Origin of the sequence: Kutzneria sp. NPDC051319 (genome assembly GCF_040682195.1) — a bacterium.
In the GTDB taxonomy this organism is placed as follows: Bacteria; Actinomycetota; Actinomycetes; order Mycobacteriales; family Pseudonocardiaceae; genus Kutzneria.
Genome location: NZ_JBFBAM010000054.1, coordinates 37035 through 48988, shown reverse-complemented (window position 1 = coordinate 48988; position 11954 = coordinate 37035). Strand labels below are relative to the sequence as shown.

8 protein-coding genes and 2 pseudogenes are annotated in these 11954 nt (G+C 68.9%); 6 read left to right on the top strand and 4 right to left on the bottom strand.

The window, feature by feature from the left end:
* Positions 1-30: 30 nt before the first annotated feature.
* The 4 genes and pseudogenes from AB0M73_RS35945 to AB0M73_RS35930 all read right to left on the bottom strand — a co-directional run bounded on the left by AB0M73_RS35945 (position 31) and on the right by AB0M73_RS35930 (position 5195).
* Complete coding sequence (locus AB0M73_RS35945) at positions 31-1575, bottom strand: alpha-L-fucosidase (protein WP_363900585.1); 1545 nt, start codon at positions 1573-1575, stop codon at positions 31-33.
* Between the two features lie 78 nt (positions 1576-1653).
* Positions 1654-2661: pseudogene (locus tag AB0M73_RS35940) on the bottom strand (arabinofuranosidase catalytic domain-containing protein); the annotation flags it as partial.
* A gap of 70 nt (positions 2662-2731) precedes the next feature.
* Complete coding sequence (locus tag AB0M73_RS35935; RefSeq protein WP_363900582.1) at positions 2732-3763, bottom strand: arabinofuranosidase catalytic domain-containing protein; 1032 nt, start codon at positions 3761-3763, stop codon at positions 2732-2734.
* A 16-nt stretch (positions 3764-3779) separates the two neighbouring features.
* On the bottom strand, positions 3780-5195 hold the full coding sequence (locus tag AB0M73_RS35930) for a glycoside hydrolase family 30 beta sandwich domain-containing protein (protein ID WP_363900579.1): 1416 nt from the start codon (positions 5193-5195) through the stop codon (positions 3780-3782).
* Between the two features lie 330 nt (positions 5196-5525).
* Between AB0M73_RS35930 and AB0M73_RS35925 the strand changes: the two genes are divergently transcribed.
* From AB0M73_RS35925 to AB0M73_RS35900, 6 genes and pseudogenes are all read left to right on the top strand, one after another.
* Positions 5526-6869, top strand: a complete 1344-nt coding sequence (locus AB0M73_RS35925; protein ID WP_363900576.1) for an ROK family protein — start codon at positions 5526-5528, stop codon at positions 6867-6869.
* 206 nt (positions 6870-7075) lie between these two features.
* Positions 7076-7975: a PHB depolymerase family esterase gene (locus tag AB0M73_RS35920; RefSeq protein ID WP_363900573.1), complete on the top strand. Its 900-nt coding sequence runs from the start codon at positions 7076-7078 to the stop codon at positions 7973-7975.
* Complete coding sequence (locus AB0M73_RS35915; RefSeq protein ID WP_363900570.1) at positions 7972-9315, top strand: beta-xylosidase; 1344 nt, start codon at positions 7972-7974, stop codon at positions 9313-9315. The genes AB0M73_RS35920 and AB0M73_RS35915 overlap by 4 nt, the downstream gene beginning before the upstream one ends.
* A gap of 120 nt (positions 9316-9435) precedes the next feature.
* Positions 9436-9570, top strand: coding sequence for a hypothetical protein (locus AB0M73_RS35910; RefSeq protein ID WP_363900567.1), 135 nt, complete (start codon positions 9436-9438; stop codon positions 9568-9570).
* Between the two features lie 88 nt (positions 9571-9658).
* Positions 9659-10450: pseudogene (locus AB0M73_RS35905) on the top strand (PHB depolymerase family esterase); the annotation flags it as partial.
* Positions 10451-10744: 294 nt separating this feature from the next.
* Positions 10745-11911, top strand: a complete 1167-nt coding sequence (locus AB0M73_RS35900; RefSeq protein WP_363900564.1) for a glycoside hydrolase family 27 protein — start codon at positions 10745-10747, stop codon at positions 11909-11911.
* Positions 11912-11954 lie beyond the last annotated feature (43 nt).

Sequence of the window (11954 nt, the reverse complement as noted above, 5' to 3'; positions counted from 1 at the left end):
TCTCCGAACAGTGTGATGGGTGGCGGCGGATCAACCCGGGATCGGGCCGGAGAAGGTGAGCTTCACGACGTAGGCGAGGGCGCTGAAGGGCGCGGTCGCGGACGGCATCTTGAGGTGCAGTCCCGCGCCGTCCTGCGTCGGCCTCGGCAGTGTGAGATAGCTGCCGGTGACGTTGTTCAGCAGCTGGGCCGAGACCAGCGTGTTGAGGTTGAGGCGGCTGGATGTGAGTGTGCTGATGGTCGTGGTGGCGCCCTGCCAGCCCAACGCGGTCGCGTACAGCACCTTGTTGTCGGTGCTGCGGGTGAACCGGATGTCCTGTGGCGTGCCGGGTTTCGGGCCGGTGAACGAGCCGCCGCCCATCTTGGTCGGGCCCTCGCCGAACGAGGACCAGGCCCGCGTGCCGTAGATCGACTCGCCGAACCGGCCGAGGTAGTCGCCGACGGTGAGCAGGATGCTCTGTTGTCCGGCCGGGATGGTGCCGTCGGCCATCGGCGCGATGTTCAGGATCGTCGTGCCGCCCTTGCTGACCCGGTCGATGATCGAGTGCAGGATCGCCTTGGCGGAGTAGTAGCCGATGCCGTTGGTGTAGCACCAGCTGGAGCTGGAGATGCTGTCGTCGGTCTCCCAGTACGGTGTCAGGAGCCCGGCCGGGCCGCCGCGCTCGTAGTCGAACATCTCGCCGCGATTGTTCAGGCCGTCCTTGTAGGTGGCCACCACGTCCTTGTTCCAGGAGACGGCCTTGTTGTAGTAGTACGACAGGAAGTTCAGCCGCTGTGACTCCTGGACCTTGGTCAGGTCGAAGTCCTGGTAGATCAGGTCGGGCTGGTAGCCGTCGATGACCTCCCGGAGCTTGTCGTACCAGAGCTGGTTCTCCGCGGTGGCGCCGAGTTGGCCGTACAGCTTCTTGAGCGTGGTCGTCGACTGGGCGGGCACGTGGTCGTAGTAGCCGTTGAAGTGGTAGGCGTGGTGCAGGGCGCACATGAACTTCAGGCCCTGCCCGCGGATCGCCTGCCCGTGCAGGCCGACGAGGTCCAGCTTCGGGCCCTTGGCCACCGAGTTCCACTCGTTGGCGGTGCTGTTCCACATGGAGAAGCCGTCGTGGTGCTCGGCGACGGGACCGGCGAACTTCGCGCCGGCCGCTTTGAACAGCTGGGCCCACGCCACCGGGTCGAACTTGCCGCCGGCCGACACGAGCTTGGGCGCGAACTGCGTGAAGTGGCCGGACTTGTCGTTGGCCCCGTTGATGAAGTTGTGGTACGGCCAGCTGGTCGGGCTGCCGTAGGTGGCGGTGTGGTGGGTGTTGCAGCTGTCACCGGAGATGTACATCCGGCGCGGGTACCACTCGTTGCCGTAGGCCGGGACGCTGAAGGCGCCCCAGTGGTAGTAGATGCCGAACTTGGCGTCCTGGAACCAGGTGGGCGCCGGCGGGTGCTGGTCGACCGAGGCCCAGGTCGGGGAGTAGCTGCTGGGGCCGGTGGTGGCGCCGGCCTCGGGGGCGAACCGGAGCAGGCTGAACGCGGTCGCCGTGCCGGCGGCGGCGAGCAGGGTGCGGCGGCTGAGCGGGCGGGAGGGCATGGCAGGGCACCTTTCGGGAGGACGCGGCGCGGCCGCCGTCGGTGGGGAGGACGACGGCCGTGCCGCGTTCGGTCAGCGGTATCCGGCGGCGGTGATGTTGGCCTGCACCGCGTTCTCGGTCGCGTCCGACGGGTAGCCCGACGTCATCACGCCCTCGTAGAAGGTGCCGGCGGCGCCGTGGCTGTTGTCGCCGCCGATACCGAGGATGATCGCGCCCTGCTTGCGCATCGGGTTGTAGCCCGAGACGTTGGGGCGCTTGCCGTCGTAGAACGTCGACACGCCGCCGGACTGCGCATTGCCGCCGCGGATCGCCCAGTGGTTGGCGCCGCCCTTGACGATGGCGGTCAGGTAGCGGTTGCTTATCGTCGGGTCGTTGGCGTTGTAGTGCTGGTTCACGCCGGAGAACAGGCCGTTCTCCAGGTCGGCCATGATCCACGGGCCGTTGCCGGCGCCGTAGCCCCAGACCTTGATCTTCCCGAAGTAGATCGCCTCCATGGTGCCGTTGCCGTCGTCATGGGAGTTGGTCTCGGCGTTGCCGTAGTCGAAGCAGCAGCCGCCGTTGGAGTGCGTGCCGTCCAGGACGGCGTACATCCCCTCGGGCTGGTCGCCGGTGGCGATGCCGGTGGTCTTGTTGTCGCGGTAGCCGGTGCCCGGGGCGACGAAGACGCCGTAGGCCTTGTGACCGCCGACCGTGGTCGGTGCCGCGGTGGCGTTCGCGAGGTTGTCGTAGCCGCCGGCCGCCGGGCCCTGGAACCCGCCGGGCGGCGCCTGGGTGAGGTTGTTGCCCTTACCGGACTGGTCGTATATCACAGTGATCAGGCAGGCCGTGTTGGCGCAGAACGAATCCTGGGCGGCCACGTTCGCGTAGCCGCCGGCCGACAGCAGGCCGATGTTGCTGGTGTGGCTGTCCGAACTGCGCCGGACCTGGTACAGCGGACCGTTGTAGGCGGAGTAGAGGGCCCTGGTGGTGCTGTGCGCGGCCACGCATGGTGTTCCGCCGGCCGCGTAGATGTCGCACGGGCCGCTGCCGGCCGCGGCCGCGGTCTGCGTGCCCACTACACCCACGCCGGTGAGGGCGAGGCCGATGGCCGCGGAGGTGACCGCCAGCCTTCCGAACTTTCGCACGGATGTGCTCCCTTCTCTACTGTGCTGTCCGTCAGCGGTAGCCGGCGGCCACGATGCTCGCCTGCACCGCGTTGTCGGTCGCGTCCGACGGATAGCCGGACACCATGGCCCCCTCGTAGAACGTTCCCTGGCTCAGGTTGGTGTTCTGGGCGCAGCAGTCGCCGCCGCTGCCCAGCACGATCGCCCCCTGCTTGCGCATGGGGTTGTAGCCATGGGGAAGCGCGCCGTCCCACAGCGTGGTGGGTGCGCCGGCCTGCGCGCTGCTGCCCTTGAGCGCGAACCTTGTGGTGCCGTTGTTCTTCAGCATCGCCGTGACGTACCGGTCGGTGAAGGCCCGCTGGTTCGGGTTCCACTTCGAGCTGCCGCCCGGGAACAGGCCGTACTCCAGGTCGGCCTGCACCCAGGGGCCGGCGCCGGTGCAGCCGCCGAACCAGCAGCTGGTGCTGAAGTTGATGGCGTCCATCGCGCCGGCGCCGTCGGCCCGGCGGTCGGTCTCGCTGTTGCCGTAGTCGAAGCAGCAGCCGTGGTTGACGTGCGTGCCGCTGGTGACCATGTACTCGCCCTCGGGGGCGCTTCCCTTCGGCACGCCGGTGCTGGAACCGTTGCGCCAGTAGCTGTTTCCGGGATTGATGTACAGCGAGTAGACCTTGTGGCCGCCGGCGGTGAGCGACTCGCGGGCCGCGGCCGCCGGAGTGTCGTGACCACCGGCGCCACCTGGGCCTTGGTAGGCCAGGTCGTTGCCGTGGCCGGACTGGTCATACAGGACGGTGATCACGCAGGAGGTGTTGGCGCAGAAGGAGTCCTGGGCCGCGGCATCGGCGTAACCGCCCCGGGTCAGCACGCCGATGCTCGCGGTGTGGCTGTCCGAGGCGCGTCGGACCTGGTAGAGGGGGCCGTTGTAGGCGGTGTAGAGGGCCCGGGTGGTGCTGTGCGCGGCCACGCAGGGTGTGCCGCCGGCCGCGTAGATGTCGCAGGGCAGACTGGTCGCCGCCGACGCCGTCGGCGCACCGACCAACGTGAGGGCCGCGGCCACGACCAGCAGCCAGATTCGCTTGCCAAGCATGGATTCCGCCTTTCGCTCAGGGCGTGATGCGGTACGTCACGAGAGACCGCCCGGGCACGGTGGCGGTGAACGCGCCGTTGCTGAGCGGAATCGATGACTGGGCAGCGATATTGCTGCTGCCGTTGGTCAGGAACGGCGTCACCGTGCCGCCGGTCAGGCCGGCGTTGGCCACCGTGTAGGCCGCCGACGTGCTGCTCGTGCCGGAGTTGAGCGCCACCACGATGACCGAGCCGTCCGGGTTCTTGTAGGCCGAGACCTCGAGGCCGCCGCCACCGCTGGTGGCCCCGATCCGGGTCGCGCCGGGGCGGATGAACCGGCTGTAGTTGGCCAGCGAGTAGTAGCGCTTGGCCGGGGTCAGCGTCGAGCCGCGCAGGCCGATCAGCGAGCTGTCGTGACTGGTGGTGCTGATGCCCCAGAAGTAGAAGAACGCGTTGAGGTTGGCGTCCGTCAGGCCGGTTTGGACGTGCTGCGCCCAGTTGAAGCCGTCGGCCTGGTTGCCGTCGTCCCAGGCGCCGTCCCACTGGTTGCCGTTGATCGACCACTCCGACTCCCACACCGGCCGGCCGCCCGTGCTGACGGGCGTGGTTGGCGCGCCGGAGTAGCCGTGGCTGGTGAACACGCCGACCGCCGAGTTGGCGGCCGAGTTGCCCTGCACCGCGCTCACGTAGCTCGGGAGCTGGTTGAAGCCCAGCGTGTCGCAGCAAGTGATTTTGGTGGAGAGCCCGGACGAGCGCAGGGTCGGGCCGAGCACCGACAGGAAGTTGGCGGCCTGGGCCGGGGTGAACAGCATGCTGCCGAAGCCGCCGGTGCCGGTCGCCGGCTCGTTGACGAAGCCGAGTGTCGAGGGCGTGATCCCGGCCGACGCCCAGAACTTCGCGTCCTGCACCAGGTAGTTGGCGTAGGCCTGGCGCCAGTCGCCGGAGGAGCACGACACGCCCGGCACGCCGCAGAGGCCGCCGCGTTGAGCGCTGTTGGTCATGAAGCTCGGCGGCTCCCAGGCGTTGTTGTAGAAGTTCGTGACGCCGTAGCTGTTCTTGGCCTGCTGGGCCAGCCACAGCTGCCCGTCCTCGGTCCCGCCGTTGCTCGGGTTCCAGACGTACTGCGGCGTCGCCGACGGGCTGCCCGGGCTGCGGGGCTCGATGGAGTCGCTGCCCGAGGGGATGTCGTTGCGGACGATGCTGAAGCCGGCCCCGTTGCTGGTGCTGAACAACAGATCCAGCGCCTGCTTCTGGGCCGAGCCGCTCAGGCCGCGGATGGCGTTGGCCATGTTGAACGACTCGGAGACGCCGAAGCCGTCGATGCGCTGGTAGGTCGTGGCACCGTTGACGGACACCGCGGTTGCGGCGTTCGCCGTGGCCGGGAGCGTGAACATCGTGGCCAGGCCGGCGATCGCCGCGGCCAGCAGCCGGGTTCGCCGTGTGGTTCGGAGCATGCGGACCTCCGTATCGGCCACCGGAGTCCGGGACCGGGCAGGGTGAGGTGTTAGCGCTAACATTCCGGCGGTGCCGGCGAACTCGGTCGCAGCGGGACAGGGGTGCGAGAAGCGATGGGGTGGGACAGTCAGGCAGAGGCGGTCGCGCCCTCGTCGAGCGGGAGGGGATCGGCGCGTCTGCGGCCGGCGGTTGGCCGGCGGCGCTGCTCGAAGCCCTTGGGGCATCGGTGTTCGGTCACGTTCGCACGTCCTCGGGCGAGTGTGGGGGCGCGGCGGCAGGCCGGTAGGCCCGTCACGGTCCGCGACTGATGTGTCGCGAACCGCATTCCGATGCTGGGACCTGGCTGTCGGCGATGTCAACAGGGTGAACAAATTCGGCCCGACAATCTCGCTTCGGCGTCGAATACCTGTCGAATACGGCCGGACGGGCGCGAATTTGTTCACTGCTTGTCGTTTCACCAGCAAGGGGTGTACATCTCAGTGGTGCACAGGGAGATCCCGGCGCCGCGGCCGGGAAATCGCGAACGGGTGGTCGAGTTGCTGCGCACGCGCGGCGCGCTGACTCGAGCGGACCTCGCACGCCTGCTGAACATATCCCGGGCCACAGTGTCCACTGTGGTCTCTGGATTGCACTCGGATGGCCTACTGGTGGAGAGCGACCGTGCCACCGGCGGGGTGCACCAACGGCGGGGGCGCCCGGGTAGCCTGCTCACGCTCAACCCCGCGGCCGGCGCGGTGGTCGGCATCGACTTCGGGCACACCCACGTGCGGGTCATCGTCGCCGACCTGGCGCACCAGGTGCTCACCGAACAGATCCAGGTGCTGGAACGGGATCACGACGCGCGGCACGCGCTGCGGACCGCCGTGTCCCTCACCGAGCAAGCGCTGGCCGCGGCCGAGGTCGACCGGGCCAAGGTGATCGGCGCCGGCGTGGGCCTGCCCGGACCGGTCAACACGCTCACGGGCGCGGTCGGCTCGTCCAGCATCGGCCCGAGCTGGGTGGGCCTGCATCCCGCCGACGACCTCGCGGCGCTGCTCGGGCTGCCGGTGATCGTCGAGAACGTGGGCAACCTCGGGGCGCTGGCCGAGGTCACCTGGGGCGCGGGCCGGGGCGCGCAGGTCGCCGTCTACATCAAGCTGGATGCGGGCGTGGGGGCCGGATTCGTGTTGGGCGGCCGGCTCTTCCGGGGCGCGTGTGGGACGGCCGCCGAGTTCGGGCACATGACCGTCGACCCCTCGGGTCCGATCTGCCGCTGTGGCAACCGAGGCTGCCTGGAGACGTATGTGAGCGTGCCGGCGCTGCTCGACCAGTTGCGCCCGCACGACGACGCCGCCAGTGCGGCGGACGTGGTCAAGTCGGCAACGGACGGAAATCGAGCCTGCCTACGGGTCCTCACCGACGCCGGCCGGCGTGTCGGCGCCGCCGTCGCCATCATCTGCAACCTGCTCAATCCGGACCGCGTGATCATCGGTGGCGAGTTGTCGGCCGCGTACGACATCCTGCTCCCGCCACTGCGGGCCGCGCTTGAACGCGACGCGCTGCCCTTCGCCGGCTCGCATGTCACTGTCTGCCGTGGACAGCTCGGGGAGCGAGCGGTCGCGCTCGGTTCCGTCGCCACCGTGCTGCACATGAACAAAATGCCGTCACGAAGCAAGGCCAGCTCGGCGCGGTGATACGGCGTCGAACACGCTGGCGCGGCCGGCAAATACGGCGGCCGTTCACCGGGGTGGCCCAACTTTTCGAACGAATTTGTTCAGCCTGTTGACATGTCGGCGGCGTCGGTCCCAGCATCTGCTCATCGTCAGCGCGACGGTGTGCTCGCAAAAGCGATGAGCACTCGCTTCCCCATCACTCCCTGCTGTGACAAGGAGGAACGCGCATGCTATCCGAGTTTCGGCGACGAATTGCCGGGCTTGCCGCGATCGCGGCCGCGGCCGTCCTCACCGTGGCCACCGCCGCGCCGGCGACCGCCGCGCGGCCGGCGGGCGCCACCCGCGGCCCGAACCCGACCGTCGCGATGATCGAGGCCAGCCACGGTCCCTTCGCGACCGCCCAGGTGAGTGTCACTCCGGGCAACGGCTTCAACGGCGGCACGATCTACTATCCGACCGACACGAGCCTCGGCACGTGGGGTGCGGTCGCGATCGTGCCCGGCTACACCGCGCTGTTCCGCAACGAGGAAGCCTGGATGGGGCCGTGGCTGGCCTCCTTCGGCTTCGTGGTGATCGGAGTCGAGACACTCAGCCGGACCGACAGCGCCGACGCACGTGGCACAGAACTGTTGGCAGCACTGAACTATCTTACCCAACGCAGCGTCGTGCACACCCGCGTGGATCCCGCAAGGCTCGCGGTCGTCGGGCACTCGGCCGGCGGCGCCGGCGCATTGCTCGCCGCCGAACGCCAGCCGTCGCTGCGGGCGGCGGTGGGCCTGGCGCCGGGCTCGCCCGTCGGCAACCTGTCCATGGCAAGCGACCACGTACCCACGATGATCATCGGCGGCCAGCGGGACCCGGTGGTCACGCCATCCTATCTGAACACCCTCTACGCGACGACGCCCGCGGCCACGCCGAGCGACTTCGTCCAGATCGCCGGGGCCGACCACGTGTACTACACGCATCCCAACAACGTCGAGACGAAGGTCCTCATTCCGTGGCTGAAGACCTTTGTGGACGGCGACGGCCGCTACACCCAGTTCCTGTGCCCGAAGCTTCCCGACTCCAGCGGGATCTCGCTCTACCGGCCCAAGTGCCCGTACACGCCGCCGGCGGGGCAGCGATGAGCGGGTTCCGCGCGCGTCGGCTCGTCGCGATCGCCGGCGCCTGTGGTCTGCTGGCGGCGATGCAGCACAGCGTGCCGGCGGACGCCGCCGGCGAGACGGTGACGGTGGATCTGTCGACCACGCTCGGCGCTCCGCAGCACCGCGCATCGGGCACGCTGTACGGAATGACCGAGAACGGTCAGAACCCGCCCGACCACTTCTACCGGGACATCGGCTGGCGCTTCGAACGGGCCGGCGGCGCGCAGCTCGACCGACCCGGTGGCTGGGTGTCCGGCAAGCTCGCCCGGCGCTGGAACTCGACCCTGGCCCAGGCCCGCCGCACCGCCGCGCTCGGCGGCACGTTCGTGATCCTGCCGCACGACCTGTGGGGTGCCGACGGCACGTCCGGCCTGCGCTTCCCCGGCGACAACGGCGACTGGTCGGACTTCGACGACTTCCTCGGCACACTGATCACCGACGTGAAGACGGCCGGGATCAGCGTCGAGTGGGACACCTGGAACGAGCCGGATCTGAGCATCTTCTGGGGCCGGCCGCAGTCCCAGTACCTCGCCATGTGGTCGCGCGCCTACCGGCGGATCCGCGCCGCATTCCCGAACGCCGTCATCGTCGGACCGAGCACGGCCGGCAAACCGTCCACAGGCAGCGGCTGGTGGACGGCGTTCCTCAACTACGCCAAGACGAACAACGTGCTGCCGAACACCTACAGCTGGCACGACGAACCGGGCGATCCGGTGCCGGAGAAGGCCAGCGCCGACGCGCTGCTGCGGGCGCACGGCCTCACGAACAGCCAGCCGTACCAGATCAACGAGTACGGCACGTTGGGCCAGCAGAACTCCGGCTACGGCGGATGGTTCATCGGCCGGCTGGAACGCGCCGGCGCGGACGGGCTGCGCGGAAACTGGGGCAGTGGGTCGAACCTCCACAACCTGGAGGCCAACCTCCTCGTCAAGAACGCCGCCGGACAGTACCAGCCGCGCGGCGAGTGGTGGATGTACCAGTTCTACGGCGGCATGACCGGGAGCTTGACCGCCACCACACCGAGCAGCGACATCGAGGCGGTCGCCACCAAGGCCACCGGCAGCGCCAAGGTTCTGCTGGGCAACCGCGGCACGACCGGAACGATGACGGTGAACGTAGGTCGGCTGGACGCGGTGCCGGGACTGGTCACCGGCGGGCAGGTGCGGGTGATCGTGCAACGGGTGCCGGACAGCGGCGCGGCCGCGAGCTCCGGCCCGGTCACGATCGTCGACCACACCGTGGCGGTCAGCGGGAACTCCACGACGGTGTCAGTGCCGTGGACCAACGCCCACGACGGCTACACCATCACGATTTTGCCCTGAGGCAACGGACTCCGCGAAGCGGCGTGCTGGCCAAGCCACTGTCCAATGGGGACGTCTCAGTGGTGCTGTCCAACGAGAACGCGGCCATTGCGACGATCAGCACGACGACCTCGGTCGTCGGTGAGACCAACCGACGCGGCCAGTCACACACTGACCGACCTGTGGGCCGGCGGCACGCGCATCACCACCGGCGTGATCAGTGCCGGCACGCCCGGACACGGTGTTGTCGTGTACCGGATCTCCAGCGTCCGGTGAACCTCCCCGATAGCAAGGAGAGCACGTGAAACTCAGTCCATCCGGGCGGTTGTGGCGGGTGTCGGCCGTGATCGCGGCCGCCGTCGCCATGCTCGCCACGGCGGCCACGCAGGCCACCGCCGCCCCGACTCCGTCAGCTGCCACACCGGCGGCGTCGACCGCCGGCTGCGCCAAGGCCCCCACCCTGAGCAGCGGCACCCACACGATCACCAGCAGCGGCAAGGCCCGCAGCTACATCCTGACCCTGCCCGCCAACTACGACCGCAACCACCCGTACCGGCTGATCTTCGGGCTGCACTGGCTCGGCGGCAACGCCGAGGACGTCGCGACCGGGCGCACAGTGCTGGCCGGCGTGTGGGCCTACTACGGCCTCCAGCAACTTTCCGACAACAGCACCATCTTCGTCGCACCGCAGGGCCTGAACAACGGCTGGGCCAACTCCGGCGGACAGGACGTCACGCTCATCGATGACGTGCTCAAGCAGATCGAGGGCGGCCTGTGCGTCGACACCACACGGGTCTTCTCGGTCGGCTTCAGCTACGGGGCGGCCATGACCTACGCGCTGGCCTGCGCCCGCCCGACGGTGTTCCGGGCGGTCGCGCTCTACTCCGGCGGCCTGCTCAGCGGGTGCAGCGGCGGCACGCAGCCGGTCGCCTATCTGGCTTCGCACGGCGTGAGCGACCCCGTGCTCAGCATCTCCGGCGGGCGGTCGCTGCGGGACCGCTTCGTCAAGAACAACCAGTGCACACCCCAGAATCCGCCGGAGCCGGCCAAGGGCAGCCGCACGCACATCGCCACCACCTACTCGGGCTGCTCGGCCGGGCACCCGGTGGAGTGGGTCGCCTTCGACGGCGGGCATGACGCCAGCCCGGCCGACGGCGCCAACGCCACCGCGCCGGCGCCGGTGAAGGGCCGCACCACCTGGCTTCCCAAGGAGACCTGGAAGTTCTTCACGCAGTTCTGATCGAGCCTGGCGGACAGGATCCGTTGACCAGCAGGCCAACGGATCCTGTCCGTCCAAGGCTCGTCGAACGACGTCGACGCTGAAGCGGAACCGGTCTCCACGCCGGTCCGGCGAAGGGGGAGCGGTGCGAACGCGACGAGGAGATCAAGCCCGGCGCCTACCGAAAGATTGCCGACGACAGTTCTGATCCCGTGCTGAGAGGACTACCTGATGCGGTTGAGAGCCGTGCTGTTCGCAGTCATGATCTTCGCCGGCCTCCTGGCCGTTCCCACGCGGGCCCTGGCGCTCGGCAACGGGCTCGCCCTGACCCCGCCGATGGGATGGAACGACTGGAACGCCTACAAGTGCACCGTCTCCGAGGCGCTCGTCAAGCAGACCACCGACAAGATCGTCTCCTCGGGCCTGGCCGCGGCCGGGTATCAGTACGTGAACGTCGACGACTGCTGGATGGCGAACAGCCGCGACGCGTCGGGCAACCTGCAGCCCGACTACGGCAAGTTCCCGGACGGGATCTCGGGCACGGCGCAGTACGTGCACTCGAAAGGCCTGAAGTTCGGCATCTACGAGGACGCCGGCACGAAGACGTGCAAGGGGCGGCCGGGCAGTCTGGGACACGAGAAGCAGGACGCCAAGCTCTTCGCGTCCTGGGGTGTGGACTACCTGAAGTACGACAACTGCTACGCAGGCGGCACCGTCCAGCAGTACATAACCCGCTACACCGCGATGCGCGACGCGCTGGCGGCGAGCGGACGGAAGATCGTCTACAGCATCTGTGAGTGGGGCGTGCACGACCCGTGGACCTGGGCGCCCGCCCTCGGCAACCTCTGGCGCACGACGCCCGACATCCAGCCGAGCTTCACGAGCATGCTGTCGATCTTCCACAAGAACGTGGGACTGTACGCGACCGCGGGGCCGGGGCAGTGGAACGACCCGGACATGCTCCAGGTCGGCAACGGTATGACGGCCACCGAGGACCGTGCGGAGTTCAGCCTGTGGGCCGAGATGGCCGCCCCGCTGCTGGCCGGGAACAACCTGGTGGGCGCGAGCGCCGCCACACTGTCCACTTTGGGCAACAAGGCAGTCGTCGCGGTCGACCAGGATTCGCTCGGCAAGCAGGGCCGGATGGTGAGCTCCACAGGCGGCCTCGACGTGCTGGCCAAACCACTCGCCGACGGCGACGTGTCCGTGGTTCTGTTCAACGAGAACAGTGCGGCGGCCACGATCAGCACGACAGCGTCCGCGATCGGCAAGTCCGCGGCGGCCGCCTACACGCTGACCGACCTGTGGACCGGCACCGTGCGTTCCACGACCGGCGCGATCAGCGCGAGCGTGCCCGGCCATGGCGTCGTGATGTATCGGGTTTCCGGCGGCCATTGACGCGTGGGCCCGCGGACGCGACGCCAGACACAAGGTACGGGAG

What these genes read in the sequence shown, in the direction of transcription:
- AB0M73_RS35930 (WP_363900579.1), bottom strand. Translation starts at nt 5,195, where the DNA reads ATGCTCCGAACCACACGGCGAACCCGGCTGCTGGCCGCGGCGATCGCC.
- AB0M73_RS35935 (WP_363900582.1), bottom strand. Translation starts at nt 3,763, where the DNA reads ATGCTTGGCAAGCGAATCTGGCTGCTGGTCGTGGCCGCGGCCCTCACG.
- AB0M73_RS35925 (WP_363900576.1), top strand. Translation starts at nt 5,526, where the DNA reads ATGCTGGGACCTGGCTGTCGGCGATGTCAACAGGGTGAACAAATTCGG.
- AB0M73_RS35945 (WP_363900585.1), bottom strand. Translation starts at nt 1,575, where the DNA reads ATGCCCTCCCGCCCGCTCAGCCGCCGCACCCTGCTCGCCGCCGCCGGC.
- AB0M73_RS35920 (WP_363900573.1), top strand. Translation starts at nt 7,076, where the DNA reads ATGCTATCCGAGTTTCGGCGACGAATTGCCGGGCTTGCCGCGATCGCG.
- AB0M73_RS35900 (WP_363900564.1), top strand. Translation starts at nt 10,745, where the DNA reads ATGCGGTTGAGAGCCGTGCTGTTCGCAGTCATGATCTTCGCCGGCCTC.
- AB0M73_RS35915 (WP_363900570.1), top strand. Translation starts at nt 7,972, where the DNA reads ATGAGCGGGTTCCGCGCGCGTCGGCTCGTCGCGATCGCCGGCGCCTGT.